Origin of the sequence: Teichococcus wenyumeiae (genome assembly GCF_003696345.1) — a bacterium.
In the GTDB taxonomy this organism is placed as follows: Bacteria; Pseudomonadota; Alphaproteobacteria; order Acetobacterales; family Acetobacteraceae; genus Pseudoroseomonas; species Pseudoroseomonas wenyumeiae.
The window spans coordinates 208,255-233,538 of record NZ_RFLX01000004.1 but is presented as its reverse complement, the minus strand read 5'-3'; the positions used below and the strand labels follow the sequence as shown (position 1 = coordinate 233,538).

General features: G+C 69.2%; 24 protein-coding genes. 13 read left to right on the top strand and 11 right to left on the bottom strand.

Annotation, left to right across the window (positions count from 1 at the left end):
* The first annotated feature begins 16 nt into the window (after positions 1 to 16).
* Positions 17 to 1,177 (top strand): amidohydrolase, encoded by a 1,161-nt coding sequence (locus EBE87_RS08385; RefSeq protein ID WP_120638039.1) that lies wholly within the window; start codon positions 17 to 19, stop codon positions 1,175 to 1,177.
* Between the two features lie 109 nt (positions 1,178 to 1,286).
* On the opposite strand, the gene EBE87_RS08380 is transcribed toward EBE87_RS08385, so the two are convergent.
* On the bottom strand, positions 1,287 to 2,333 hold the full coding sequence (locus EBE87_RS08380) for a YeiH family protein (RefSeq protein WP_120638038.1): 1,047 nt from the start codon (positions 2,331 to 2,333) through the stop codon (positions 1,287 to 1,289).
* A gap of 101 nt (positions 2,334 to 2,434) precedes the next feature.
* Here EBE87_RS08380 and EBE87_RS08375 point away from each other — a divergent pair, with 101 nt between their 5' ends.
* On the top strand, positions 2,435 to 3,310 hold the full coding sequence (locus EBE87_RS08375) for a LysR substrate-binding domain-containing protein (protein ID WP_120638037.1): 876 nt from the start codon (positions 2,435 to 2,437) through the stop codon (positions 3,308 to 3,310).
* On the opposite strand, the gene EBE87_RS08370 is transcribed toward EBE87_RS08375, so the two are convergent.
* The 7 genes from EBE87_RS08370 to EBE87_RS08340 all read right to left on the bottom strand — a co-directional run bounded on the left by EBE87_RS08370 (position 3,307) and on the right by EBE87_RS08340 (position 10,417).
* Positions 3,307 to 3,630: an FtsB family cell division protein gene (locus EBE87_RS08370; protein WP_120638036.1), complete on the bottom strand. Its 324-nt coding sequence runs from the start codon at positions 3,628 to 3,630 to the stop codon at positions 3,307 to 3,309. The genes EBE87_RS08375 and EBE87_RS08370 overlap by 4 nt on opposite strands.
* Before the next feature lie 119 nt (positions 3,631 to 3,749).
* Positions 3,750 to 5,027 (bottom strand): phosphopyruvate hydratase, encoded by a 1,278-nt coding sequence (gene eno / locus EBE87_RS08365; protein WP_120638035.1) that lies wholly within the window; start codon positions 5,025 to 5,027, stop codon positions 3,750 to 3,752.
* Positions 5,028 to 5,165: 138 nt separating this feature from the next.
* Complete coding sequence (locus tag EBE87_RS08360; RefSeq protein ID WP_120638034.1) at positions 5,166 to 6,794, bottom strand: CTP synthase; 1,629 nt, start codon at positions 6,792 to 6,794, stop codon at positions 5,166 to 5,168.
* Between the two features lie 167 nt (positions 6,795 to 6,961).
* Positions 6,962 to 7,348 (bottom strand): preprotein translocase subunit SecG, encoded by a 387-nt coding sequence (secG, locus tag EBE87_RS08355; RefSeq protein ID WP_120638033.1) that lies wholly within the window; start codon positions 7,346 to 7,348, stop codon positions 6,962 to 6,964.
* A 23-nt stretch (positions 7,349 to 7,371) separates the two neighbouring features.
* On the bottom strand, positions 7,372 to 7,884 hold the full coding sequence (locus tag EBE87_RS08350; protein WP_120638032.1) for a CinA family protein: 513 nt from the start codon (positions 7,882 to 7,884) through the stop codon (positions 7,372 to 7,374).
* A gap of 2 nt (positions 7,885 to 7,886) precedes the next feature.
* Positions 7,887 to 8,384, bottom strand: a complete 498-nt coding sequence (locus EBE87_RS08345; RefSeq protein WP_120638046.1) for a phosphatidylglycerophosphatase A family protein — start codon at positions 8,382 to 8,384, stop codon at positions 7,887 to 7,889.
* Complete coding sequence (locus tag EBE87_RS08340; RefSeq protein ID WP_120638031.1) at positions 8,381 to 10,417, bottom strand: lytic transglycosylase domain-containing protein; 2,037 nt, start codon at positions 10,415 to 10,417, stop codon at positions 8,381 to 8,383. The genes EBE87_RS08345 and EBE87_RS08340 overlap by 4 nt, the downstream gene beginning before the upstream one ends.
* A 179-nt stretch (positions 10,418 to 10,596) precedes the next feature.
* Between EBE87_RS08340 and dapA the strand changes: the two genes are divergently transcribed.
* The 5 genes from dapA to EBE87_RS08320 are packed head-to-tail and all read left to right on the top strand — an operon-like array spanning position 10,597 to position 14,159.
* Positions 10,597 to 11,475 (top strand): 4-hydroxy-tetrahydrodipicolinate synthase, encoded by an 879-nt coding sequence (gene dapA, locus EBE87_RS08335; RefSeq protein ID WP_120638030.1) that lies wholly within the window; start codon positions 10,597 to 10,599, stop codon positions 11,473 to 11,475.
* Between the two features lie 7 nt (positions 11,476 to 11,482).
* On the top strand, positions 11,483 to 11,980 hold the full coding sequence (gene smpB, locus EBE87_RS08330) for an SsrA-binding protein SmpB (RefSeq protein ID WP_120638029.1): 498 nt from the start codon (positions 11,483 to 11,485) through the stop codon (positions 11,978 to 11,980).
* 4 nt (positions 11,981 to 11,984) lie between these two features.
* On the top strand, positions 11,985 to 12,917 hold the full coding sequence (locus tag EBE87_RS08325) for an AEC family transporter (RefSeq protein ID WP_120638028.1): 933 nt from the start codon (positions 11,985 to 11,987) through the stop codon (positions 12,915 to 12,917).
* Between the two features lie 54 nt (positions 12,918 to 12,971).
* Positions 12,972 to 13,124, top strand: a complete 153-nt coding sequence (locus EBE87_RS29645; protein ID WP_233553172.1) for a hypothetical protein — start codon at positions 12,972 to 12,974, stop codon at positions 13,122 to 13,124.
* 3 nt (positions 13,125 to 13,127) lie between these two features.
* The gene (locus tag EBE87_RS08320) at positions 13,128 to 14,159 is read left to right on the top strand and encodes a GAF domain-containing sensor histidine kinase (RefSeq protein WP_233553171.1); all 1,032 of its coding nucleotides are present in this window, start codon (positions 13,128 to 13,130) and stop codon (positions 14,157 to 14,159) included.
* Here the strand turns inward: EBE87_RS08320 and EBE87_RS08315 are convergent, their stop codons facing one another.
* Positions 14,160 to 15,437 (bottom strand): AmpG family muropeptide MFS transporter, encoded by a 1,278-nt coding sequence (locus tag EBE87_RS08315; protein ID WP_120638027.1) that lies wholly within the window; start codon positions 15,435 to 15,437, stop codon positions 14,160 to 14,162.
* 63 nt (positions 15,438 to 15,500) lie between these two features.
* A complete protein-coding gene (locus tag EBE87_RS08310; RefSeq protein WP_120638026.1) occupies positions 15,501 to 17,012 on the bottom strand; it encodes an aldehyde dehydrogenase family protein in 1,512 nt (503 codons plus the stop codon).
* Positions 17,013 to 17,137: 125 nt separating this feature from the next.
* On the opposite strand from EBE87_RS08310, the gene EBE87_RS08305 reads away from it, so the two are divergent.
* The 6 genes from EBE87_RS08305 (at position 17,138) to EBE87_RS08280 (ending at position 24,112) form a co-directional block, all read left to right on the top strand.
* Positions 17,138 to 17,797 carry a GntR family transcriptional regulator gene (locus EBE87_RS08305; RefSeq protein WP_120638025.1) on the top strand — a complete coding sequence of 220 codons (660 nt, stop codon included), beginning with the start codon at positions 17,138 to 17,140 and terminating at the stop codon, positions 17,795 to 17,797.
* 118 nt (positions 17,798 to 17,915) lie between these two features.
* Positions 17,916 to 19,391, top strand: a complete 1,476-nt coding sequence (locus EBE87_RS08300; RefSeq protein WP_120638024.1) for a malonyl-CoA decarboxylase — start codon at positions 17,916 to 17,918, stop codon at positions 19,389 to 19,391.
* 86 nt (positions 19,392 to 19,477) lie between these two features.
* Positions 19,478 to 20,797 carry an SLC13 family permease gene (locus tag EBE87_RS08295; RefSeq protein ID WP_120638023.1) on the top strand — a complete coding sequence of 440 codons (1,320 nt, stop codon included), beginning with the start codon at positions 19,478 to 19,480 and terminating at the stop codon, positions 20,795 to 20,797.
* Positions 20,798 to 20,830: 33 nt separating this feature from the next.
* Positions 20,831 to 22,033 (top strand): CaiB/BaiF CoA transferase family protein, encoded by a 1,203-nt coding sequence (locus EBE87_RS08290; protein ID WP_120638022.1) that lies wholly within the window; start codon positions 20,831 to 20,833, stop codon positions 22,031 to 22,033.
* A complete protein-coding gene (locus EBE87_RS08285; protein WP_120638021.1) occupies positions 22,026 to 22,868 on the top strand; it encodes an alpha/beta fold hydrolase in 843 nt (280 codons plus the stop codon). The genes EBE87_RS08290 and EBE87_RS08285 overlap by 8 nt, the downstream gene beginning before the upstream one ends.
* 86 nt (positions 22,869 to 22,954) lie before the next feature.
* Positions 22,955 to 24,112, top strand: a complete 1,158-nt coding sequence (locus EBE87_RS08280) for an alpha/beta hydrolase (RefSeq protein WP_120638020.1) — start codon at positions 22,955 to 22,957, stop codon at positions 24,110 to 24,112.
* A 37-nt stretch (positions 24,113 to 24,149) separates the two neighbouring features.
* Here the strand turns inward: EBE87_RS08280 and hemB are convergent, their stop codons facing one another.
* The gene (gene hemB / locus EBE87_RS08275) at positions 24,150 to 25,151 is read right to left on the bottom strand and encodes a porphobilinogen synthase (RefSeq protein WP_120636745.1); all 1,002 of its coding nucleotides are present in this window, start codon (positions 25,149 to 25,151) and stop codon (positions 24,150 to 24,152) included.
* Positions 25,152 to 25,284 lie beyond the last annotated feature (133 nt).

The window sequence follows — 25,284 nt, the reverse complement described above, 5'->3', positions numbered from 1 at the left end:
GGCTATGCCCTAGCACATGGACTCCGTATTTGCCGAAACATTGACGCGTTGGCGCAGGCATCTCCACGCCAACCCCGGATTGACCCTCAATGAAGGTGGCACCGCCGCCTTCGTGGTGGAAAAGCTGCGCGAGCTGGGTGTCACCGACATCGACGAGGGCATCGGCGGCCATGGCGTGGTGGCCACGCTGCACCGCCCCGGCAGCAACCGCAGCGTCGGCCTGCGCGGCGACATGGATGCCCTGCCGATCGAGGAAGCCGCCGAGGCCAAGGACCTGCCCTGGCGCTCCACCGTGCCGGGCGTGATGCATGCCTGCGGCCATGACGGCCACACCACCGCCCTGCTGGGTGCTGCGGCCGAGCTGCTGCGGGATGAAAGCTGGACCGGCACCGTGCGGCTGGTCTTCCAGCCGGCCGAGGAAGGTGGCGGTGGCGCCCAGGCCATGATCCGCGACGGCCTCTTCAGCCGCTTCCCGATGGACCGCATCTTCGGCTGGCACAACTGGCCCGGCCTGGCCACCGGCACCGTGGCGGTGCATGACGGCGCGGTGATGGCCGCTGGCAACCGCTTCCAGATCGCCATCGAAGGTCATGCCGGCCACGCCGCGCTGCCGCATCTGGCGCGGGACCCGATTGTCGCGGCGGGGCATGCCATCGTGGCCTGCCAGGCCATTGTCGCCCGTGCGCTGGACCCGATGGATACCGGCGTGGTCAGCCTGACCACCATCCATGGCGGCGAGGCGCAGAACCAGATCGCCGCCCGCGTGCTGATCCAGGGCAGCATGCGCTACATCCGCGAGGAGGTGGGACAGCAGATCCGGGACGGGCTGAAGCGCGTGGCGGAAGGCATCTCGGCCACCTTCGGCGTGCAGGCGGAAGCCAGCATCCAGGGTGGCGTGCCGGTAACCGTGAACCACAAGGCCGAGGCCGACATGGCCGCGGCGGCGGCCGGCGCGGTGACGGCAGTGCGGCGCGACATGGCGCCGGCCATGACGGGCGAGGACTTCTCGCACTTCATGCACCATGTGCCCGGCGCCTTTGTCTGGATCGGCAATGGTCCGGCCGATGGCGGGCGGGAACTGCACAACCCGCATTACGACTTCAATGACGAGGTCCTGCCGGTGGCCAGCGGCTTCCTGGCCGAGACCGCCCGCCGCGCCCTGGCGAAGGAGGATTGAGGAGGCTGGGGCGCGAGGGGTGAGGGCCAGCATAAAGCCAGAACCGCGCGCCCCGGCTTCGGTTGCGCGCCGAGGGGCGGAATAACCGCCCCTCGGCGCTCTGGTTCCGTCAAACAGGCGGCAGCAGGTGGATCAGCCCCAGCGCCGCGGCGCCCAGCGCCAGCAGGGAAAGCACGACCGTCGCCGTCACGCGCGCGCCGGCCCGGGCCACCACCCGCACATCGACACCAAGCCCCAGCGCCGCCATGGAAAGTACCGTGAGCACGCCAGCCATCGTGGAGATCGGGCCCAGCGCCGCTTCCGGCAGCAGGCCGGCGGCCCGCAGCCCGGCCAGGGCCAGAAAGCCCAGGATGAACCATGGCACCAGCCGCGACAGCGGCGGCTTTTTGCCACCCGTGCGGCCCGCCACCAGCGACAGCCCCAGCACCACAGGTCCGAGCATCAGCACCCGCACCAACTTCACCAGGGTGCCAATCTGCACGCTCAGGGCCGCGACGGGGGCCGTGGCAGCCAGGACCTGCGGCACGGCATAAACAGTTAGGCCGGCGAGCACGCCGTATTGCAGCTCATTGAGCCCCAGCAGCGGCATCAGCAGCGGCAGCAACAGCACCACCAGCACGCCCAGCACCGCAGTGAAAGCGATAGAAGAGGCGACATCCTTGGCATCCGCCCCGATCACCGGCGCGGCGGCGGCGATGGCCGAATTGCCGCAGATGGAATTGCCGCAGGCCACCAGCACGGCCATCTTGGTCGGCAGCCCCAGCATGCGGCCGATGCCGAAGGAAAAGGCCAGGGACACGGCCACCACCGCGGCGATGCCCAGCAACAGCACCGGCCCGGCGGCCAGCATCGCCCGCAGGCTGAGCGAGGCGCCGAGCAGCATAACCGCGATCTCCAGCAGCATCTTGGCGCTGAAGGCGATGCCCGCATTGAAGCGCTTCGGCGGCGTCCAGACGCTGCGCACGACCGTACCGATCAGAATGGCCAGCACCAGGCTTTCCAGCCATGCGCGGCCAAAGAGCGCGACCTCGGCGGCTTGCAGAAGCTCCGCCACCAGCACCACAGCGGCGCAGAGCAGCAGGCCGGGCAGCAACTCTCGGGATTTGTCGAGCCAGGGGAGGGAGACGTCCCGGGGACGCGTAGCAGCGGAGGACATGCAGGTAACCGTTTCGTTTCAGGGACCTTCTGGGCCAGGGAGACTTATCAATCCAACGGGATGTTCTTGTCATTCCGTTCGAAAAATTCGATTGATGGCGCATGACCCTGGATCAGCTCCGCATCTTCGTGGCGGTGGCGGAGCGTGAGCATGTCACCCGCGCCGCCGAGGCCCTGAACCTCACGCAATCAGCCGTCAGCGCCGCCATCCGGGCGCTGGAGAACCGGCATGGCATCTCGCTCTTCCACCGGGTCGGTCGGCGGATCGAACTCACCGAGGCCGGGCGCATCTTCCGCACGGAGGCGGAGCGGGTACTGGCCCGTGCCCAGGCGGCGGAACTGGTGCTGTCGGAACTGGGCGGCGCCCGGCGCGGCACGCTGGCGGTGCAGGCCAGCCAGACCGTGGCCAGCTACTGGTTGCCGCCGCTGCTGGTGCGCTTCCGCGCCAGCCATCCGGGGGTGCAGGTGCGCGTCACCGCCGGCAATACCACCAGCGTGGTGCAGGCGCTGATGGATGGCTCCACCGAATTGGGCTTCGTGGAAGGCGAGGTGGAGGAACCGGCGCTGATCCAGATCCCACTGGCGGCGGACCAGTTGATCGTGGTGGTGGGGCTGAACCATTCCTGGGGTTCTGGCGAGCCTGTGCCGCATGCCCGGCTGACCGAAACCGCCTGGATCATGCGTGAGCCCGGCTCCGGCACCCGTGCGGCCTTCGAGGTGCTGCTGCCGCGCCTCGGCCTGTCGCTGGACGATGTGGAGGTTGCGCTGGAACTGCCCTCCAACGAGGCAGTGCTGGCGGCGGTGGAAGGCGGCGGCGGCGCGGCGGTGGTGTCGGAGCGCGCGGCGGCGCCGCATCTGGCCGCAGGGCTGCTGGCGAGGGCAGGGGTGTCACTGCCGCCGCGCAGCTTCAAGGCGCTGCGGCACCGGGAGCGCTATGCCAGCAGCGCCGCGCGGGCACTGCTGGAACTGGCGGGCTAGAAAAGCTGCTTGCCGGGGCCGTAGGGGGCGACGAACTCGTCCTTGCCGACCATGTTCAGCAGGGCGCGGGCGCGTTCATCCAGCTGGTCCCGGTCGATCAGGTCGCCACGCAGGCCAGCGACGCGGCGTTCCATGCTGTCGCGCTGCGCCTCGGCCTTGGCCAGGTCGATCTTGGCCGAAGCGATCTCGGCCGCCTTGGCTTCCCGCGCCAGCGAGCCGACGCGCGGCCCATGCACCGCATACCAGGCGAAATGCCAGCACAGCCCGGCAAAAACCGCCGGAACGAAGAGCACGCTCAGCACTCGCTTGATCGCCCGCATCGGCATCCTCTTTCACGGCCGATTCTGAATGGCCGTTCACGATGTCAGGTAAAAATCAGCCCTGCGGCGGGCGCAAGGCAGGAGTGCCGGGCGCAACAGAATTGCGCCCGGCTGTTGCTTCAGCGCCGCAGGATGGTGCGGCCGGCGTAACGGGCTGCCGGGCCAAGCTGCTGCTCGATGCGGATCAGCTGGTTGTACTTGGCCAGGCGATCGGAGCGGGAGAGCGAGCCGGTCTTGATCTGGCCGCAGTTGGTGGCCACCGCGAGGTCCGCGATGGTGTAGTCCTCGGTCTCGCCCGAGCGGTGGGACATCACGGCGGTGTAGCCGGCGCGGTGCGCCATCTCGACCGCTTCCAGCGTCTCGGTCAGGGAGCCGATCTGGTTGACCTTCACCAGGATGGAATTGGCGGTCTTCTTCTCGATGCCCTGGCGCAGGCGCTCGGGGTTGGTGACGAAGAGATCGTCGCCCACCAGCTGCACCTTGCCGCCGAGCTTGTCGGTCAGCAGCTTCCAGCCGTCCCAGTCATCCTCGGCGCAGCCGTCCTCGATGGAGATGATGGGGAACTTGGAGCAGAGGCCGGCCAGGTAATCGACCATGCCACCGGCGTCGAGCTTCTTGCCCTCGCCCTCCATGTCATAGACGCCGTTCTTGAAGAACTCGGTGGAGGCGCAGTCCAGCGCGAACATCACGTCCTCGCCCACGCGGTGGCCGGCGGCCTCGCAGGCCTTGGAGATGAAGTTCAGCGCTTCCTCGGCCGACTTCAGGTCGGGGGCGAAGCCGCCCTCGTCGCCGACATTCGTGTTGTGGCCGGCGTCGTGCAACGCCTTCTTCAGGCTGGCGAAGACCTCGGAGCCGATGCGGATGGCATCGGCCATCGTGCCGGCGGCCACCGGCATGATCATGAATTCCTGGATGTCGATCGGGTTATCGGCATGCTGGCCGCCGTTGATGATGTTCATCATCGGCACCGGCAGGGTGCGGGCGAAGACGCCGCCGACATAGCGGTAGAGCGGGGTGTCGTAGTGGTTCGCGGCCGCCTTGGCGGTCGCCAGCGACACGGCCAGGATGGCATTGGCGCCCAGGCGGGATTTGTTGGGCGTCCCGTCCAGCTCGATCATCGTCTCGTCGATCTTGACCTGCTCGGTCGCGTCCATGCCGGAAAGCGCGTCAAAGATCTCGCCCTCGACATTGGCGATGGCCTTCTGCACGCCCTTGCCATGGAAGCGGGCCTTGTCGCCGTCCCGCAGTTCCACCGCCTCATGGGCGCCCGTGGAGGCGCCGGAGGGCACGGCGGCGCGGCCCACCGCGCCGGAATCCAGCACGACATCGACCTCGACAGTGGGGTTTCCGCGCGAATCAAGCACTTCGCGCGCGATGATGTCGGCAATGGCGGTCATTCCGGCGATTCCTTCATGGTGGAAGTACCCGGCGGATAAGGCGGTATCGCCGCAAGGGCAAGGGCAGGCCGGGCAAGAGAAAGGGCCGGGAGATCAAATCCCCCGGCCCCTTGGCCGCCTTTGCGCGGATATCGGCCCTTAGACCAGCAGCGCCTGCTTCACCGCGGCACCGACGAAGCCGGCGAAGAGCGGGTGCGGATCGAAGGGCTTGGACTTCAGCTCAGGGTGGTACTGCACGCCGATGAACCAGGGGTGATCGGGATATTCCACGATTTCCGGCAGCAGCCCGTCCGGCGACAGGCCGGAGAACTTCAGGCCGGCTTCCTCCAGCCGCTCGCGGTAGCCGATATTCACCTCGTAGCGGTGGCGGTGGCGCTCCATGATCTCCGAGGTGCCATAGACCCGCTGCACCAGCGATCCCTCGGCCAGCGTGGCCGGGTAGGAACCCAGGCGCATGGTGCCACCCAGGTCGCCCTCCGCCCCGCGCTTCTCACGCTCGTTGCCGCGCAGCCACTCGGTCATCAGGCCGACCACCGGCTCCTCGCAGGGGCCGAACTCGGTGGAGGAGGCCTTCTCCAGCCCCACCAGGTTCCGCGCCGCCTCGATCACCGCCATCTGCATGCCGAAGCAGATGCCCAGGAAGGGCACCTTGTGCTCGCGGGCGAAGCGCACGGCCTCGATCTTGCCCTCGGCGCCACGCTCGCCGAAGCCGCCGGGCACCAGGATGCCGTGGATGCCCGCCAGGCGGTCCACCGCGTTGGGCGTCTCGAAGACCTGGCTGTCCACCCATTTCAGGTTAACCTTCACCCCGTGCTGGATGCCGCCATGCACCAGGGCTTCCGCCAGCGACTTATAGGCATCGAGCAGCGAGATGTACTTGCCCACGATGGCGATGTTCACCTCGCCCTCGGGGTTGGTCAGGCGATGGACGATGCGGTTCCAGCGGTCCAGCTTCGGCTCGCCATAGACCGACATGCCGAAGTGGCGCAGCACTTCACGGTCCAGGCCTTCCTGGTGGTACTGCAGCGGCACCGCGTAGATGCTGCTGGCATCCAGGGCCGGGATCACGCTCTCGGGCCGCACGTTGCAGAACAGCGCGATCTTGCGGCGCTCGTTCTCGGGAATCGGGCGGTCGCAGCGGCAGAGCAGGATCTGCGGCTGGATGCCCAGGCCCAGCAGCTCCTTGACGCTGTGCTGCGTCGGCTTGGTCTTCAGCTCGCCGGCCGAGGGGATGTAGGGCACCAGCGTCAGGTGCATGAAGAGGCTGCGCTGCGGGCCCAGCTCGTTGTGCAACTGGCGCAGGGCTTCCAGGAAGGGCAGGGACTCGATGTCGCCCACAGTGCCGCCGACCTCGATCAGCACGAAGTCCAGCCCGTCCGTGTCGGCCGTGGCGGCTTCCTTGATGGCATCGGTGATGTGCGGGATGACCTGCACGGTGCCGCCGAGATAGTCGCCCCGGCGCTCCTTCGCGATCACCTCGGCATAGATGCGGCCGGAGGTGTAGCTGTCCCCCTTGGTCGCATGCACGCCGGTGAAGCGCTCATAGTGGCCGAGGTCCAGATCGGCCTCGGCGCCGTCGTCGGTGACGAAGACCTCACCGTGCTGATACGGGGACATCGTGCCCGGATCGACGTTGAGATAGGGGTCGAGCTTGCGCAGGCGGACCTTGTGGCCCCGGGCCTGCAACAGGGCAGCGAGGCTGGCCGCCGCGATACCTTTGCCGAGGGAGGAAACCACGCCGCCGGTGATGAAAACGAACCGCGTCATGGGCCACCTTTCTACCAAGCCGCAGGGGTCACGGGAACCCGCTAGAACGGCAACGCTGCTCTGCTGCGCCGCATCGGGCTCCCGGGTCCCGCTGCGCCTTGCTCACACAAAAAGGGCGCCGGAGGCATCGCCTCCCGCGCCCGGAAACCTCGCCGCCTGCGGCGATGTCAGTTCGTCGGCACCGAAGGCTGCGCCGGAGCCGCCGGCTGGGCCGGGGTCGTCGTCGGCTGCTGCGTGGTGCTGGGGTTCGGGCCCGGCGCCTGGCTGGTCGGCACCGAGGGGATGGCGGGGCCGGGCGGCAGGTCCAGGATGGAGCCGGGGCGGGACTGGCCGCGGCCCAGCAGCGCCATGGCCAGCGCCAGCACCATGAACAGCGTGGCCAGCACGCCGGTGGTGCGGGTCAGCAGGTTGGCCGTGCCGCGCCCGGTCATGAACGAGCCCATGCCCCCGGAGGAGCCAATGCCGAGCCCGCCGCCCTCGCTGCGCTGCAGCAGCACAACGCCGATCAGCGCGAGGGTGACGATAAGGTGCAGGACCAGCAGGACTGTCATCATGGCGGGGCCGCTTCTAGCCGCGATCAGTGCGTTTTGCCAGGGGAAGTAACAGCGGCTTCTTCGGCCGCCATGCGGAAAGCGGTGGCGACCGTCGCCGCCCGCACCGCCGTGCGGTCTCCGGGGAAGACATGGCGCTCCACCCGCGTCGGGCGCCCGGCCATGGCCAAGCCGATATAGACCAGCCCGACAGGCTTGGTATCGGTGCCCCCGCCAGGCCCGGCGATGCCGGTAGTGGAGATGCCCATAGTGGCGCCCGACTCGCGCGCCGCGCCTTCGGCCATGGCCGCCGCCACCTCGCCGCTGACGGCGCCGAGGCGGGCGATCAGCGCCGGGTCCACGCCCACCGACTTCGCCTTGGCTTCGTTGGAATAGGTGACATAGCCGCCCAGCAGCGTGGCGGAGGAACCGGGGACGGCCGTGACCGCCGCCGCCACCAGCCCGCCGGTGCAGGATTCGGCGGTGGCCAGGGTGATGCCGCGCGATTGCAGGATCTGCAGCAGCAGCTCGGCCTGTTCCAGAATCTCGGGGGGCAGCATGGCTACAGGGTCACTCCCATCCAGCGGGCGGCCAGCAGCAGGGCGGCGGCCAGGGCGCCGGCGATGATGTCGTCCAGCATGACGCCGGCGGCGCCCTTGCGGCGGTCGGCCCAGCCCACCGGGCCGGGCTTCAGGATATCGAAGGCACGGAACAGCAGGAAGGCCAGCAGCACGCCCGTGACGCCCGCCGCCGGCAGTGCCGCCAGGGCGATGGACTGCCCGGCGCCTTCATCCACCACCACCCAGCTTGGGTCCTGCCGCGCTTCCGGCAGCCGGACCAGGGCCCACCAGCCCAGCAGCGACAGCAGCAGCCCCAGCGCGAGGCTTGCCTCCCACCCCGCCAGCGCCACCGGCAGCACCAGGGCCGAGCCCCAGGTGCCCGGCGCCGGGCGCAGGAAGCCTATCCCGCCCATGCTGGCGATGAAGCGCGGCAGGCCGGCAGGAATGGCGGAGGGAGCGGCTTCCGGCAAATTCGCCGGAAGCTCGGCATGCTTGCTCATCGTGCCGCCGTTGCCGGCATCAGGCTGCCCGAAGGCAGCCATGGCTTCAGCGGATGGTCCAGGGCCGCCGTGCCGGGGTCCAGCGCCCGGTAGATGACGGCATTCTCCACCACCCGCTGCACGTAGTTGCGCGTTTCGTTGAAGGGGATCTGCTCGATCCAGTCGATCATGTCGCCGCCATCGGCGGTGGGGCCGAGGCGCGGGTCGCCATAGGTGACCAGCCATTCCTCCACCCGGCGCGGCCCGGCGTTAAAGGCCGCCGCCGCCATGGCGAGGTTGCCGAAGCGCGCGATCTGGTCCGCCAGATACTGCGAGCCCAGCATGATATTGTGCTGCGGCTGCGTGGTCAGCCAGGCCACCTGGGTCGGCACGCCCATCTGCCGCGCCACCTGCGCCGCCGTGCCTGGCAGCAATTGCATCAGCCCGCGTGCATTGGCGGGGGAGACGGCGGCGGGGTCGAAATTGCTTTCCTGCCGGCTGATGGCGTTGATGAAGGCGGGCTCGGCCAGACCGGTGCTGGTGACGGGGTAGGGCGTTGGGTAGCCCTCCGGCAGCAGCATCACGCCATCGATGCCGGAGCGGCGGGCGACCCAGACCGCGTGGTCCGGCCGCCCGATGGAATTGGCCAGCCGCGCCGTCAGCACCTGGGTGGCGGGGTCGGGCGCCAGATCCTCGATCCGCAGCAGGAAGGTGCGGGCGCGGTTGGTATCGCCCAGGTCCGCCAGGGTCACCACCGCCCGTGCCAGCTCCTTGTCCAGGAAGGCGGAAGCGGCGGCGGCGCTGGGGGTGGCCGGCACCACGGCGGTGATGCGGGCGGAAAGCTGCGGCGCCGTTTCCCCCAACGCCAGGGCACCAAGCTGACCATAGAAGCCGGTGGGCAGGGCGGCGGCTTCCAGATAGTGGTCGCGCGCCTCGGTGGCGCGGCCCAGCGCGGCGGCGGCCCGGCCGCGCCAGTAATGGGCACGGGTGCGGGTGATGACGCTGCTGCTGTCCTGCCCCAGCACGGCGAAGTGGCGGGCGGCCAGCGCCGGGTCGTTCAGCCTTCGCAGGGCAATGAAGCCGGCCAGGAATTCGGCATCGTGCAGCCCGGCGGTATCGGCAGGCTGGCCGTGCCGGGCGGCGACGCGCCAGGCGGCCTGCGGGTTGCCCAGCCGCAGCAGCTTGCGGGCCAGCACCGGCCGCTCCGTCCAGATGGCGCTGGCGGCCTGGGGCGTCAGGTTCTCCTGCAACGGCTCGGCGGCCTGCCAGACGGCGGCGGCCTCGGCATCGCGGTCCTGGCGCCGCAGGAAGCGGGCCCATTCGGCGGCCATGCCGATGTCGGTGGGGCGGGCAGGCAACCCCGCCTCGGCACCCGGACGCTCGGCGGCCAGGGCCAGGCGCTGGCTGGCGGTGGCCTGGGCCTCGGCGGGCAGCATGGGCAGCAGCCGGGCGGCGGCGGCGAACTGCCGGGCCCAGGCCAGGCGCTCGAACCGGAAGCGGTGGTCATCGGGGGTCAGGATGGCGGCGTTGCGGGCCAGGAAGACGGCTTCGTCCGGCGCTTCCGCCGAGGCTTCTCGCCATGCCTGCCGCAGGATGGGCAGGGGGTCGGCGCCCTGGCGCTGGCGGGCATCGGCCAGTGCCTGCGCGGCGCCCAGGCTGCGCGGTGTCTCATGCTCATAAAGTCGCAGCACCAGCGCGTCGCTGGGCATCAGGGGCAGCAGTTCCTCGGCGCGGGCCAGCAGCGTGGCGCGCATCGGCCAGTCCGGGTTGGCGGAGAGGAAGGCGGCGATCTCCTCCGTCGTGGCCATGCCGCGCACCTGCAGGCGCATCCATTGCACCAGCTTGGCCGCCAGCGGGTCCGCCGTCACCGCCAGGGCCGCGGCATCCGGCCAGCGCCCGGCATTGGCCGCCGCGATGGCGGAGCGCCCGGCGGCGCGGGCGCTTTCATTGGCCCAGGGCTGTGCGGCGGCCGGCAATGCCAGGCCGAAGAGCAGGGGCGCCAGCAGCAGGGCGCGGGTGGGGCGTCGAGCGGGAGCAGGGCAAGGGCGGCGCATGGCGGAGCGGACCCTAGCCGATCAAACCCCACTTGTCGCGAAGACATCGGGTTGCCAAGGGCGGTGAAACATTCCCGCAACGCTTGTCCCGGAGCCTCGCCGCGCCTAGCTTCGCGCCTCTGACGCCGGCAGCACTGCCGGCGGAACCCAATGCCTCTCCCGGAAGGAAAGCCGCTCCGATGTTCAAGGGATCCCTCGTCGCGCTGATCACGCCGATGGCCGAGGACGGGTCGCTGGATGCGAAAGCCTTCCAGGAACTCTGCGAATGGCAGATCGCCGAAGGCACCCAGGGCCTGATTCCCGTCGGCACCACGGGCGAAAGCCCGACCCTCTCACATGACGAGCACCGCCGCGTGGTGGAACTCTGCGTCGAGGCCACGGCCGGCCGCGTGCCGGTGATCGCCGGCACCGGCAGCAACAGCACCGATGAGGCCATCGAGCTGACGCGCCACGCCAAGGAAGCCGGCGCCGATGCGGCGCTGATCGTCACGCCCTACTACAACAAGCCGACGCAGGAAGGCATGTTCCTGCACTTCACCGCCATCGCCGATGCGGTGGACCTGCCGATCGTGGTCTACAACATCCCCGGCCGCTCGGTCGTGGACATGTCGGTGGAGACGATGGCGCGGCTGGCGAAGCACCCCAACATCGTGGGCGTGAAGGACGCGACGGCCAACCTGGCGCGCCCGCTGCATACCCGCGCCGCCATCGGCCCCGACTTCTGCCAGCTCTCGGGCGAGGACCATACGGCGCTCGCCTTCCTGGCCGCCGGCGGCCATGGCTGCATCAGCGTGACGGCCAATATCGCGCCGCGCCTCTGCGCCGAGATGCATGCCGCCTGGGCCGCCGGAAACTTTGCCGAGGCCATGGCCATTCAGGACCGGCTGCTGCCGGTGCACGACGCGATGTTCTGCGAGACCTCGCCCGGGCCGGTGAAGTACGCCGCCAGCCTGCTGGCGAAGTCCTCCGCCTTCTGCCGCCTGCCCATGGCGCCGGTGGCGGAATCCACCCGTGCCCGCGTGAAGGCCGCCATGGTCTCCGCCGGGCTGCTGAACTGAGAGCGTAATGGCCGCCAAGGACAAAAAGAAGAAATCCTCGCTGATCGCGCACGGCACCGCCGCGCAGAACCGCAAGGCGCGCTTCGACTACAAGATCGGTGAGACCTTCGAGGCCGGGATCGTGCTGATCGGGCCGGAGGTGAAATCCCTCCGCTCCGGCCGCGCGGCCCTGGCCGATGCCTGGGCGGGCGAGCGGGACGGGGAGATGTGGCTGTTCAACTGCTACATCCCCGAATGGCAGGCCGGCAGCTTCATGGCGCATTTCGAGCCGCGCCGGCCGCGCAAGCTGCTGCTGCACAAGAAGCAGGTGGAATCCCTGACCGGCGCCATCACGCGTGAAGGCGTCACGCTGGTGCCGCTGGAGATCCTGTTCAACGACCGCGGCCTGGCCAAGGTCGTGCTGGGCGTGGGCGAGGGCAAGTCCAAGGCCGACAAGCGCCACGCCATCGCGGAGCGCGATTGGCAGCGGGACAAGTCCCGGCTGATGCGGGGCGACAAGCTCTAGGCCTGTGCTCACCACGCTCGGCGTCGTCCTGCCCGTCTTTGGGCTGATCCTGCTGGGCTACCTCTGCCGGCGGGGCGACGTGCTGGGCGCGGCCTCGATGACGGAGCTGAACCGCTTCGTGGTCTGGGTGGCGCTGCCGGCGCTGCTCTTCGACATCATGGCCCATACCCGCTGGTCCACCCTGTGGCAGCCGGGCTTCGTGCTGGCCTTCTGGCTGGGTTCGCTGCTGGTCTTCGGCGCCATGGTGGCGCTGCGCCGCGCCCTCGGCAGGCCGCTGGCCGATGCCAGCCTGGATGGGCTGAACGCCGCCTATCCCAATTCCGGCTACATGGGCTTCCCGCTCTGCCTGGTGGCGCTGGGGCCGGAAAGCCTGCCGCTGGTCACCATCGGCACCATTCTGACCGTCTGCGTCGCCTTCGCGCAGGGCATCATCTGCATCGAGATCGGCTTGCAGGAGGAGCGGCACCCTGGCCGCTTGGCCGCCAAGGTCTACCGTGCCCTGGCCCGCAACCCGCTGCTGGTCGCCCCGTTGCTGGGGGCCATGGCCTCGGGCCTGGGCGTGGCGCTGCCGGCGCCGGCGGAAACCTTCCTGAAGCTGCTGGGCGCGGCGGCATCGCCCTGTGCCCTGGTGGCGCTGGGCGTCTTCCTGGCGCAGCAGGGCATGGTGCGCGGGCGCGACCTGAATGCCACGCTGCTGCTCTCCTGCGGCAAGCTGGTCGTCATGCCGGCGCTGGTCTGGCTGCTGGCGGTGGCGCTGCGCCTGCCGGCCGCCACCACCCATGCCGCCGTGCTGCTGGCGGCCCTGCCCACCGGCACCGGGCCTTTCATGCTGGCCGAATACTACCGGCGGGAAGCCCGCATCACCTCGGCCACCATCCTGGTCACCACGGTGCTGTCGGTGCTGACGGTCTCGCTCTACCTCGCCTGGGCTGTCTAGCGCCCCTTGGCCCGAGGCGTGACGTTGGTGGCCGGAGCCGCTAGCATGCCCGCAATGAGCGACGCCAATGATGATCCCTTTGCCGCCGATGTTGCCGCGGTGGCGAGGATCGCCGCCGTGCCGGCCATTCTCGATGTGGTGTGCCGCACTACAGGCATGGGCTTCGCCGCCGTCGCACGGGTGACAGAGGATCGCTGGATCGCCTGAAGCGTGCAGGATGACATCGGCTTCGGCCTAAAGCCGGGCGGCGAACTGAAGGTCGAGACCACCATCTGCAACGAGATCCGCGACAGCCGCGCGGCGGTGGTGATCGACCATGTGGCCGAGGACCCGGTGTTCCGCCGGCACCACACGCCTTCGCTCTACGGCTTCCAGAGCTATATCTCCGTCCCGGTCATGCTGCCGGACGGCAGCTTCTTCGGTACGCTCTGCGCCATTGACCCGCGCCCGATGCGGCTGAACACGCCGGAGGTCACCGGCATGTTCAAGCTTTTCGCGGACCTGATCGCCTTTCATCTGGACGCCCTGCGGCGGGTGGAGACCAGCGAGGCCAACCTGCTGACGGAGCAGGAGAGCGGCGGCCTGCGGGAGCAGTTCGTCGCGGTGCTGGGGCACGACCTGCGCAACCCGCTGGCCTCGATCGCCGCGGCCACCCGCGTCCTGACGCGGATGCCGCTGCCGGAGGCGGCGCACCCGATCATCGGGCTGATCCAGAACAGTGTCGGCCGCATGTCCGGCCTGATCGACAATGTCATGGATTTCACCCGCGGCCGCCTGGGCGGCGGGCTGTCGCTGGTGCCGCAGGAAGCGGCGCCGGTGCGCGCGATGCTGGAGCAGGTGGTGGCCGAGTTGCGCTCCGCCCATCCGAAGCGGGTGATCGAGAGCAACCTGGACGCCGTGGGCGTGCTGCGCTGCGACCCTGGCCGCATCGGCCAGCTGCTGTCCAACCTGGTCGCCAATGCGCTGACCCACGGGGCCCCCGACAGCCCGGTGAGGGTGGAGGCGCGGATGGGTCCAGAGGTCTTCGAGCTTTCCGTGGCCAATGCCGGCGAGCCCATTCCGGCGGCCGTGATGGGGCAGTTGTTCCGCCCTTTCTTCCGGGCCGGAGCCATCCGGAACGCGGAGGGGCTCGGCCTCGGCCTCTATATCGCGGACGAGATCGCCCGCGCCCATGGCGGCACCCTGAGCGCGGCTTCCACGCCGGAGGAGACCCGCTTCACCTTCCGGATGCCGGCCGCCTGATCAGTCCGCCGCCAGCGTCACCGGGCGGGCCTTGGGCTCCGGCGGCAGGCGCTTCAGCAGGAAGAGCATGATGCCCATGGCCGGCAGCGCCGCCAGCATGGTCATGAAGTAGAAGGCCGGCCAGCCCAGGGCTTCCGCCAGGGAGCCGCTGAAGGCGCCCACGGTGCGGGTGCCGACCGCCGCCAGCGATGACAGCAGCGCATATTGCGTGGCCGTGAAGGCCCGGCTCGTCAGCGCCGAGAGGTAGGTGAGGAAGGCGGCATCGGCCAGGCCGTCCGTGAAGTTCTCCACGCCGGTCTGCAGGTAGAAGACGCCCATGTCATGCCCGGCATAGGCCAGCCAGATGTACATGACGTTGGAGAGCATCTGGCCCAGCCCGGTCAGCACCAGTGCCCGCGCGGTGCCGATGCGCGCGACAAGCCAGCCGCCCGCCAGGGCGCCGAGCAGGGTGGCGAAGAGGCCGAAGACGCTGCCGACCTGTGCCACCTCCACCCGCGTGAAGCCGAGCTGCGCCTGGAAGGGCGTGACCATGACGGCGGCCAACGCCTCGCCTAGCTTGAACAGCGCGACGAAGAGCAGGATGGCCAGCCAGTAGGGCCGGCGCATGAAATCCGTGAAGGGGTCGATCAACGCGGTGCGGATGCGCTGGCCGATGCCCATCCGCGCGCCCGGCGGGCGGGGGGAGAGCACTTCCGGCCCCAGCCAGACGGCCAGGAAGCCCACCAGGATCAGCGCGGCGGCATAGGCGAAGGCCCAGAACCAGCCGGTGTATTCCGACAGCGCCAGCACGCCCGCGCCCACCGCCAGCAACGCCAGCCGGTAGCCCCAGACATAGAAGGCGAGGCCGAGGCCCTGCTCGCGTTCCTCCAGGAACTCGATGCGATAGGCGTCGATGACGATGTCCTGGCTGGCCGAGAGGAAAGCCACGGCGATGGCGGCCGAGACGGTGGCCAGCGGCATCAGCACGGGGTCGGAAGCGCCCATGGCCAGGATGGCCAGCATCAGCAGCGGCTGGATGACCGCCAGCCAGCCGCGCCGCCGCCCCCAGGACCGGAAGGCGGGGGGCATGGCATTGTCCAGCAGCGGCGACCAGAGGAACTTCAGCGAATAGGGCAGGCCGATCAGCGCGGTCATGCCGATCTCGGTCAGCGAGATGCCGGATTCTGTCATCCAGCGGCGCAGGATGCCCAGCACCAGCGGCAAGGGCGCCCCGGCTGAGAAGCCGAGCGCCAGCATCACGAGGAAGCGGGGATTCTTGAACAGGGCCAGCGTGCGCATCGGCCGGCAAACTGCCACGCGCGCGGCGGATTTCCTACCGCCGCGCGCGTGGGAAAGGCGTGGTTACGCCATGTTCACCATGATGGTCTTCTTGTGCGTGAAGTGCTCCAGCATGGATTCCAGGCTGGCTTCCTTGCCGAGGCCGGAGTTCTTCACGCCGCCATAGGACAGGTTCGGCTGCACCACCAGGTTCTGGTTCACCTGCACCAGGCCGGCTTCCAGCGCATGGGCGAAGCGCAGCGCGATCTTCATGTTGTTGGTCCAGACCGTGGCGGCGAGGCCGAACTCGCTGTCATTGGCCTCAGCCAGCACGGCTTCCGCGTCGTCGAAGGGGAAGACGACGGTGACAGGGCCGAAGATCTCCTCGCGAACCAGGCGGCTGCTCTTGTCCAGGCCGGTGAAGATATAGGGCTGGATGAACAGGCCCTTCTTCAGCGCCGGGTCCTTCGGCATGGCGGAGCAGGCGCGGCCGGTGGCGCCGGCGGTCTTCTCGCCTTCCTCGATGAAGCCGCGCACCTTGGAGAACTGCTCGGGCGAGATGATGGTGCCGATGTCCGTCTTCTCGTCCAGCGGGTCGCCCATCACCATGGCATCGACGCGCCTGGCCATCTCGGCCACGAACTTCTCGTAGATCGGGCGCTCGACAAAGATGCGGGACGCCGCCGTGCAGCTCTGGCCCTGGCGGGTGAAGCGCATGGAGGTGAGGGCGCCGGCCACCGTCTTCTCGAAGTCGCAGTCGGCGAAGACGATCATGGGGGACTTGCCGCCCAGCTCCAGCGTCACCGGGATCAGCTTGTCGGCGCAGCCGCGGGCGATGATCTTGCCGGTCTCGACGGAGCCGGTGAAGGTCACCTTCTTCACCAGCTTATGCGCCACCAGAGGCGCGCCGCATTCCGGGCCCTGGCCGGAGAGGATGTTGAAGACACCCGGCGGCAGCACGCGGTTCATCAGCTCCACGATGCGCAGCACGGCCAGCGGCGCTTCCTCGGCCGACTTCACCACCACCGTATTGCCGGCGACGATGGCGGGCGCGGCCTTCAGCGCCATCAGCATCATCGGGATGTTCCAGGGGATGATGGCGCCGACGACGCCAAGCGGCTCCCGGATCGTCATGTTCAGCACATCGGGGCCGAAGGGCACGGTCTCACCCTTCAGCTCGCCCCCGAGGCCGCCGAAGAATTCGAAGATGTCGGCGACATTGTTGGCTTCGACGCGGCTTTCGGTCCGCAGCGCCTTGCCGGTTTCCAGTGCCACCAGCCGGGCCAGTTCCTCGACATGCTCGCGGATCAGGTTGGCGGCCTGATAGACCAGCGCGCCGCGCTTGCGGGCGGGCACCTTGGCCCATTCCTTCTGGGCGCGGGCGGCATCGGTGACGGCGGCTTCCACATCGGCGGCATCGCCATCGGCGGCCTGGGCCACGGCCTCGCCGGTGGCGGGATTCACCACATCGAAGCGACGGCCAGATTGCGCTGGGGTATAACGCCCACCAATGAAATGGAACCCGGAGATCGCTTTCGCTAGCGCATGCGGATCAAGGGTCGGGGCTTCAGGCGCGGGGTTCGGGTGATCGAGCATGAACTATTCCTCCCGGAAGACACTTTTGGGCCGCCGCGACCATGCGCTGCCCATGGCTAGGCCGCAAGTCGTCCGGCTCCGGGCCCTTTCGCCCGGAGCGCGGGCGAGGCAGCATCTGGCTTGACATGACACGCAGCACCCTCGCTCCCGCCACCCTGGCCGAGACCATCCGCCTGCGGCTGGCGGATGACATCACCGCTGGCCGCCTGGCCCCCGGCAGCGTCATCGACGAAAGCGCCCTGGCGGAACGCTTCGGCGCCTCCCGCACCCCGGCGCGGGAAGCGCTGCGGGAGCTGGCGGCCGCCGGCCTGGTGGTGATCGAGCCGCGCCGGGGCGCCCGCGTCGCTTCCGTGACCCAGGAGCAGCTGGCCGAGATGTTCGAGCTGATGGCGGAGACCGAGGCCATGTGTGCCCGCCTCGCCACCTTCCGGATGACGGCGACGGAACGCTTCGGGCTGCAGACCCTGCATGCCGACTTCCACCCAGACAAGGCGGCGCTGGATAGCTACGACGAATACAACCGCGCCTTCCACAACCTGCTCTATCGCGGCACTCATAACAGCGTGCTGGCGGACCATGCCCTGGCCCTGCGGCTGCGGCTGGCGCCCTATCGCCGCGCCCAGTTCCACGAGGACCGGCGTATCGAGCGCAGCTTCGCCGAGCATGGCGCGATCCTGGAGCAGGTGCTGCGCGGGGCGGGGGAGGAGGCGGCGCAGTTGATGCGGGTACATATGCTGACCGCCAGTGCTGCACTGGCCCAGTATATGCGCCGGGCTCATTCCTAGGTGTCTGTGCATGCGTTGCCCAGCATCTAGGCCGCACGCGCATAATTGCATTGGCCCTGCACCCAGGGCTGTCCAATACTGCTGAACCAGCACAACCGCCTCAGCGGGGGGAAAGCACATGCCGATCGACATCACCCTGGGTGCCCGCACCTGGATTGAACGTCTGTGGTCCAGCATCGCCGACCGTGGCCGTCCTTATGCCGATGTTCCGGGCATCGCGCGGCCGCCCCTTGTGCGGGCCGAGCTGCTGGCACGCTCCCTGCTGTCGGAGCGCGGCGAGGCTTCCGGCGCGGCAGTGGCGCGGGAGCTGCTGTCCGTCCTGCATGACCTCAATACCGAGGACCGCGCCGCCTTCCGCCAGTTCCTGGCCAGCGAATTCGTGCCCGACGAGGCCGAGCTGCGCGCCGCGGCCCAGGCCTATCTGGAAGACCCCTCCGCCGCCCGCGCCACCACCCTGTTCGAGAAGGCGGAGCCGCCGCGCCAGGAGGTGCTGCGCCGCATGAACATGGCGCCCGGCGGCACCGCCACGCTGGTGGAGCTGCGGCGGGAGCTGTTGCAGGTGCTGAAGAAGCAGCCCGAGCTGAAGCCGCTGGATACCGACCTGCACCACCTCTTCTCCTCCTGGTTCAACCGCGGCTTCCTGGAACTGCGGCGGATCGACTGGGACACGCCGGCGGCGATCCTGGAGAAGCTGATCGACTACGAGGCGGTGCATGAGATCATGGGCTGGGACGACCTGCGCCGCCGCCTGGCGCCGGACCGCCGCTGCTTCGCCTTCTTCCACCGTGCCCTGCCGGGCGAGCCGCTGATCTTCGTGGAAGTGGCGCTGGTGAAGGGGCTCGCCGGCGCCATCCAGCCGCTGCTCTCGCCGGTGGATGGCGCGGCGCCGGGCTTCGATACCGCGATCTTCTATTCCATCTCCAACTGCCAGGACGGGCTGCGCGGCATTTCCTTCGGCAACTTCCTGATCAAGCAGGTGGTCGAGGAACTGAAGGCAGAGCTGCCGCAGGTGAAGTTCTTCTCCACCCTCTCGCCCGTGCCCGGCTTCCGCCGCTGGCTGAAGCGGCGGCTGGAACGCAGCGCCGATGTGCTGCGGCCGGAGGAAGAGGCCGCCATCCTGGCCCTGCACCCCGTTGAGGAGGGTGCGGAACAGCCCACGGGTGCCGCCGTGCTGGATGCCATGGCCTCCGGCGAATGGTGGCTGGACCCGGCGAAGGAGGCGGCGCTGCGCCCGCCGCTGCTGCGCCTGGTGGCGGAATACCTGACGCGGCCCAATACCGGCATGGGCAATATCGACCCGGTGGCGCGCTTCCACCTGGGCAATGGCGCGCGGCTGGAGCGGATCAACTGGCTGGGCAATACCGCGCCGCGCGGCATGACCGAATCCCACGGCATCATGGTCAACTACCTCTACGATCCCGACAGCATCGAGGCGAACCACGAGGCCTTCACCCGCTCCGGTGCCGTGGCGCGTTCGGCGGCGGTGGATGCCATGCTGGCGCTGCCGGCCCTGGTACCGCCCAAGGGACGATCGGGTTATCTTCCGCGCCTGCTGGGCGGCTCCTCCGACACGGGCGAGAAGCCGGCCGCCTGAACCACCGCCGGCCCATGGCCGGATGACGAAAGGCGCTGGCCGCGAGGGCAGCCGCCGAAGACCACAAGCAACAAGGAACGTCCGCCGTGTCTCCTGCCATCGCCTCAATCCTGGGGCTGGTCATCATGTTCATCGTCGGCACCGCGTTGCCGATCAACATGGGTGCGCTGGCCTTCGCGCTGGCCTTCCTGATCGGCACGTTCTTCGTGAACATGAGTGCCAATGCCATCCTGGCGGGCTTCCCTGGCGACCTCTTCGTCACGCTGGTCGGCATCACCTATCTCTTCGCCATCGCGCAGAAGAACGGCACCATCGACCTGCTGGTGCATTGGGCGGTGCGGATGGTCGGCGGCCGCGTTGTCGCCATTCCCTGGGTGATGTTCGGCGTGGCGGCGGTGCTGACGGCGGTGGGCGCGGTCAGCCCGGCGGCGGTGGCGATCATCGCGCCCATCGCGCTGCGCTTCGCCCGCCACTACCGTATCGACCCGCTGATGATGGGCCTGCTGGTGGTGCATGGCGCCCAGGGCGGCGGCTTCTCCCCCATCTCGATCTATGGCGGCATCACCAACCAGATCGTGGACCGCGCCGGCCTGCCGGGCGACGAGACGGTGCTGTTCCTGGCCAGCCTGATCTTCAACCTTGTCGTGGCCATCGGCGTCTTCTTCGCCTTCGGCGGCGCCAGGCTGATCGGCCGGCGCGACACAAGCCTCCATGAGGAATTCGAGGAAGGCGGCCGCGCCTCGCTGCCCGTCACCGGCCATGGCGGCACCCCCGCCGCGCCGAACAACGAGCACCACATCCCTAAGAGCGCGACGCGGGACCAGATGCTGACCCTGGCGGGGCTGATCATCCTGGGCGTCGGCTCGCTGGCCTTCGGGCTGAATGTGGGCATGGTGGCCATCACCATCGCCGTGGTCCTGGCGCTGCTGTCGCCCAATGCGCAGAAGGGCGCCATCGACAAGGTGAGCTGGTCCACGGTGCTGCTGATCGCGGGCGTCATCACCTATGTCGGCGTGCTGCAGAAGTCGGGGGCCATCGACAGCGTCTCCAACGGCGTGGCCGGGCTGGGCTCGCCGCTGCTGGCGGCGCTGCTGCTCTGCTACATCGGCGGCGTCGTCTCGGCCTTCGCTTCCTCCACCGGCGTGCTGGGGGCCATCATCCCGCTGGCCGTGCCCTTCCTGGCCGGGGGCGAGATCGGCGTGGCGGGCATGATCGCCTCGCTGGCCATCTCCGCCACCATTGTGGATGTCAGCCCCTTCTCGACCAATGGCGCGCTGGTGCTGGCCAATGCGCCGGAGGGCGAGCGCGACAAGCTGTTCCGTCGCTTCCTGATCTACAGCGGGCTGGTGGTCGTCGCCGGGCCCGCGCTGGCCTGGGCCGTGCTGATCGTGCCCGGCTGGCTGTGATTTCCGACACCGCAGACTGAGAGAACGAAGACCATGACCGAACCGACCGGACCGCTGAAGGGCCTGCGCGTCGTCGATCTCACCCGCGTGCTGGCGGGGCCCACCTGCACCCAGATGCTGGGCGACCTGGGCGCCGAGGTGATCAAGATCGAGCGGCCCGAGGCTGGCGACGACACCCGCGGCTTCGCGCCGCCCTTCATGCCGAACACGCGGGAGAGCGCCTATTTCGTCGGCGTCAACCGCAACAAGAAGTCCATCACGCTCGACATCGCCAAGCCCGAGGCCCAGGCGATCGTCCACAAGCTGCTGGAGAACGCCGACATCCTGGTGGAGAACTTCAAGGTCGGCGCCCTGGCCAAGTACGGCCTGGGCTATGACCAGCTGAAGGAGAAGTATCCGGGGCTGATCTACTGCTCCATCACCGGCTTCGGCCAGACCGGTCCCTATGCGCCGCGCCCCGGCTATGACGCGCTGATCCAGGCGATGGGCGGCGTCATGTCGCTCACCGGCGAGCCGGATGGCGAGCCGCAGAAGGTCGGCATCCCGGTCGCCGATCTCTTCGCCGGCCTCTACGGCACCATCGGCATCCTGGCGGCGCTGCGGCACAAGCAGGCGACGGGGCAGGGGCAGCAGATCGACATCGGCATGCTGGACACCCATGTCGCGTGGCTGGCCAACCAGGGCATGAACTACCTGGCCACCGGCCAGAACCCGCCGCGCCTCGGCAACCAGCACCCGAACATCGTGCCCTATCAGGTCTTCCCGACGGCCGATGGCTACATGGTGCTTTCCATCGGCAACGACCCGACCTTCGAGCGCTTCTGCAAGAACTTCGGCCTGGAGCACCTGCTGGCCGATGAGCGCTACGCCACCAACGCCTCCCGCGTGCAGAACCGGGCGCTGGTAACCGAGACGCTGACGGCCGTCACCAAAACCATGCCGACCGACGAGTGGATCTCGAAGCTGGAGGCGCTGAAGATCGGCTGCGGCCCGATCAATACGCTGGACCGTGTCTTCGCCGACCCGCATGTGCAGGCGCGCGAGATGCTGGTGAAGATGGACCATGCCTCCGGCCAGGAGGTCACGGTTATCGCCAACCCGGTGAAGCTCTCCGCCACGCCGCCGGACTACCGCTCCGCCGCGCCGGTGCTCGGGCAGCATACCGAGGAGGTGCTGGCCTCCCTCGGCATGAGCGCGGCCGAGATCGAGAAGCTCAAGGCCGACAAGATTGTCTGAACCCCGCATCGGCGCGCTGCGCGTCCGGCTGCCCTTCGGCCCGGTGGAACTCCGTTGGGCCGAATGGGGGCCGCCGGATGGCGTGCCGGTGGTCTGCGTCCATGGCCTGACGCGGACGGGGCGGGATTTCGACACCCTGGCCCGCGAATTGGCCGAGGACGGCCGCCGCGTGATCTGCCCGGATATTCCGGGGCGCGGCCTGTCTTCCTGGCTGCCGGACGGCAATCTCTACGCCGTGCCGACCTATCTGGCGGCGCTGGGGCCGCTGTTGCAGGAACTCGGCAGCTACGACTGGGTCGGCACCTCCATGGGGGGGCTGATCGGGATGGGGCTGGCCTCGATCCCGGGGAACAGCCTGCGCCGGATGGTGCTGAACGATGTGGGCGCCGCCATCCCGGCCGCGGCCCTTATCGGGATCGGCGCCTATCTCGGCAGTGAGCCGGAATTCGCGGATGTCGCGGCAGTGGAGGCGCATCTCCGCGCCATCCATGCCGGCTTCGGCCCGCTGTCCCCGGCCGAGTGGCGGCACCTGGCCGAGACCTCGGCCCGCATGATGCCGAATGGCCGGGTGGTGCTGCACTACGACCCGGCCATCGCGGTGCCGATGCGCGGCGCGCCGCCGGCCGATGTGGTGCTCTGGCCGCTCTGGGAAACGCTGAAGCTGCCGGTGCTGCTGCTGCGCGGCGCCGAAAGCCCGCTGCTGACGGCCGAGACGGCCGAGCGGATGGCGTCCAGGCCCGGCGTCACGCTGGTGACGGTGCCGGGCTGCGGCCATGCGCCGGCGCTGATGGACCCGTCGCAGACAGGGGTGATCCGCGGCTTCCTGCGGGGCTAGCCCCCGGCAACCTTGGCCTGGGCGGGACGTTCGCCTCCTGACAGCCGCGCCACGCCTTGAGCGCGGCGTGCGATAAGGAGCCCCCCATGCGTACTCTCACCCGCCGCGCGAGTCTGCTGGTGCCATTTGGCCTGGCGGCACTCTCCGCCTGCGCCAGCAATCCTGCGCCGGTCGCGTCGGCGGACCCCACCGGCCGCGCCGATCCCGAGATGCGGGCGCTGCTGGAGGTCTGGGCTTCCCTGAAGCCCCGGCCGATCGAGACCCTGACCCCCGCCGAGGCCCGCCGCCAGCCCACCCTGGCCGACGCCGTGAAGCTGCGGCAGCGCCAGCTTGGCCTGCGGACCGATCCGCGCCCCGTCCCCCAGGTGCGCGATATCGAGATCCCCGGCGCCGATGGCTCGGCCAGCCCCCTGAAGGCCCGGGTCTATATCCCGCAGCCCGAGCCCGCGCGTGGCCAGCCGCTGCCGCGCCTGCCGGTGATCGTCTATTATCATGGCGGCGGCTTCGTGATCGCGGATCTGGATACCTACGATGCCTCCGCCCGGGCGCTGGCGGCGGATACGGGTGCCATCGTGCTGGCGGTGCATTACCGCCAGGGGCCGGAATTCCGTTTCCCCACCGCGCATAACGACGCCTATGCCGCCTACCTCTGGGCGGTGCAGAACGCGGCGCCGCTGGGCGGCGACCTGACCCGCATCGCGGTGGTGGGCGAGAGCGCCGGCGGCAACCTGGCCATCAATGTCGCCATGATGGCGCGGGAAGCGCGGGCGCCGCTGCCGGTGGCCATGGGCCTGATCTATCCGCTGGTCGGCACCGACATGACCACGCCGTCCTATACGCAGAACGTGCGCTCCAACCCGCTGAACGCGGCCATGATGCAGTGGTTCCTGAACAACTACAGCGGCGGCGACGCCGCCGAGAGAATGGACCCGCGCCTGAACGTGGTGGGCAATGCGGAGCTGCGCGGGCTGCCTAAGGCCGTGATCGTCACCGCCGAGATCGACCCGCTGCGCAGCGAGGGCCAGATGCTGGCGCAGAAGCTGCAGCAGTCCGGCGTGCAGGTGGCCTATCGCGACTACGAGGGCGTGACGCACGAGTTCTTCGGCGCCGACCCGGCCGTGCTGAGCAAGGCGGGCGATGCCCAGCGTTTCGTGGCCGGCGAGTTGCAGGCGGCTTTCGCGGCCCCGGCCGCCGCCGTGGTGGTGCCGCGCCAGCAGCGCGGCCGCCGCGCGCCGGGCACCTGACAGGGCAGGGGGCGCGGCGCGGCCGCGCCCCCACCGCTTACTTCTTGAGGACCCGCGCGGCTTCCACCGCGAAATAGGTCAGCACGCCATCGGCCCCGGCGCGCTTGAAGGCCATGAGGCTTTCCATCATCGCCCGCTCGCCATCCAGCCAGCCGTTGCGGGCGGCGGCCATGATCATCGCGTATTCGCCGCTGACCTGATAGGCAAAGGTGGGTACCCGGAACTCGGCCTTTACCCGCTGCACGATATCCAGGTACGGCATCCCGGGCTTGACCATCACCATGTCGGCGCCCTCGGCCAGGTCCATGGCGACCTCGCGCAGGGCCTCGTCCGAATTGGCGGGGTCCATCTGGTAGGTCTTCTTGTCGCCCTTCAGCGCGCCGCCGGAGCCCACCGCGTCCCGGAACGGGCCGTAGAAGGCCGAGGCATACTTGGCGGCATAGGACATGATGCGGGTGCCGATCAGCCCCTGACCGTCCAGCTTGGCGCGGATGGCACCGACGCGGCCGTCCATCATGTCGGAAGGGGCGATGACATCGATGCCGGCCTGGGCCTGCACCAGGGCCTGGGTGGCCAGGATCTCCAGTGACTCGTCGTTGTCGACATAGCCGTCGCGGATCACGCCGTCATGGCCGTGGTCGGTATAGGGGTCCAGCGCCACGTCACCGATCAGGCCGAGGTCGGGGAACTCCCGCTTCAGCAGCCGGGCGGCACGGCACATCAGGTTGTCCGGGTTCTTGGCCTCGGTGCCCTCGGCGTCCTTCTTCTCCGGCGGCGTCATGGGGAAGAGGGCAACGGCCGGCACGCCCAGCTCCGCAGCCGGGGCGACATGCCGGGCCAGGGCCTCCAGCGTCACGCGCTGCACGCCGGGCATGGAGGCGACATCGGAGGCCTGGGCGCCGTTGCCTTCCATCACGAAGATCGGCCAGATCAGGTCATCCACCGACAGGCGATTCTCGGCCACCAGCCGCCTGGTCCAGCCATCGCGGCGGTTGCGGCGCGGGCGCAGGTTGGGGAAGGCGCCAAAGGGCTGGATCATCTCCGAATGTCTCCGCAGAAGGTGTTTCACTCAGTGCCACGGCAAGGCAGGCGGGGAAACCCACTACCGCGCCATGTCAGGTCCGCGCTTCGGCCTTGCACGCGAGGGCTGGTGGGCCATGTTTCACAGAGAC

Bases quoted from the DNA above. Each gene is read 5' to 3' on its own strand.
- EBE87_RS08305 (WP_120638025.1), top strand. From the start codon at position 17,138: ATGACACGCAGCACCCTCGCTCCCGCCACCCTGGCCGAGACCATCCGC.
- EBE87_RS08290 (WP_120638022.1), top strand. From the start codon at position 20,831: ATGACCGAACCGACCGGACCGCTGAAGGGCCTGCGCGTCGTCGATCTC.
- EBE87_RS08315 (WP_120638027.1), bottom strand. From the start codon at position 15,437: ATGCGCACGCTGGCCCTGTTCAAGAATCCCCGCTTCCTCGTGATGCTG.
- EBE87_RS08370 (WP_120638036.1), bottom strand. From the start codon at position 3,630: ATGCGGGCGATCAAGCGAGTGCTGAGCGTGCTCTTCGTTCCGGCGGTT.
- hemB (WP_120636745.1), bottom strand. From the start codon at position 25,151: ATGATCCAGCCCTTTGGCGCCTTCCCCAACCTGCGCCCGCGCCGCAAC.
- secG (WP_120638033.1), bottom strand. From the start codon at position 7,348: ATGATGACAGTCCTGCTGGTCCTGCACCTTATCGTCACCCTCGCGCTG.
- EBE87_RS08360 (WP_120638034.1), bottom strand. From the start codon at position 6,794: ATGACGCGGTTCGTTTTCATCACCGGCGGCGTGGTTTCCTCCCTCGGC.
- EBE87_RS08340 (WP_120638031.1), bottom strand. From the start codon at position 10,417: ATGCGCCGCCCTTGCCCTGCTCCCGCTCGACGCCCCACCCGCGCCCTG.
- EBE87_RS29645 (WP_233553172.1), top strand. From the start codon at position 12,972: ATGAGCGACGCCAATGATGATCCCTTTGCCGCCGATGTTGCCGCGGTG.
- EBE87_RS08300 (WP_120638024.1), top strand. From the start codon at position 17,916: ATGCCGATCGACATCACCCTGGGTGCCCGCACCTGGATTGAACGTCTG.
- EBE87_RS08385 (WP_120638039.1), top strand. From the start codon at position 17: ATGGACTCCGTATTTGCCGAAACATTGACGCGTTGGCGCAGGCATCTC.
- EBE87_RS08380 (WP_120638038.1), bottom strand. From the start codon at position 2,333: ATGTCCTCCGCTGCTACGCGTCCCCGGGACGTCTCCCTCCCCTGGCTC.
- smpB (WP_120638029.1), top strand. From the start codon at position 11,483: ATGGCCGCCAAGGACAAAAAGAAGAAATCCTCGCTGATCGCGCACGGC.
- EBE87_RS08345 (WP_120638046.1), bottom strand. From the start codon at position 8,384: ATGAGCAAGCATGCCGAGCTTCCGGCGAATTTGCCGGAAGCCGCTCCC.
- EBE87_RS08310 (WP_120638026.1), bottom strand. From the start codon at position 17,012: ATGCTCGATCACCCGAACCCCGCGCCTGAAGCCCCGACCCTTGATCCG.
- EBE87_RS08280 (WP_120638020.1), top strand. From the start codon at position 22,955: ATGCGTACTCTCACCCGCCGCGCGAGTCTGCTGGTGCCATTTGGCCTG.
- dapA (WP_120638030.1), top strand. From the start codon at position 10,597: ATGTTCAAGGGATCCCTCGTCGCGCTGATCACGCCGATGGCCGAGGAC.
- eno (WP_120638035.1), bottom strand. From the start codon at position 5,027: ATGACCGCCATTGCCGACATCATCGCGCGCGAAGTGCTTGATTCGCGC.
- EBE87_RS08375 (WP_120638037.1), top strand. From the start codon at position 2,435: ATGACCCTGGATCAGCTCCGCATCTTCGTGGCGGTGGCGGAGCGTGAG.
- EBE87_RS08350 (WP_120638032.1), bottom strand. From the start codon at position 7,884: ATGCTGCCCCCCGAGATTCTGGAACAGGCCGAGCTGCTGCTGCAGATC.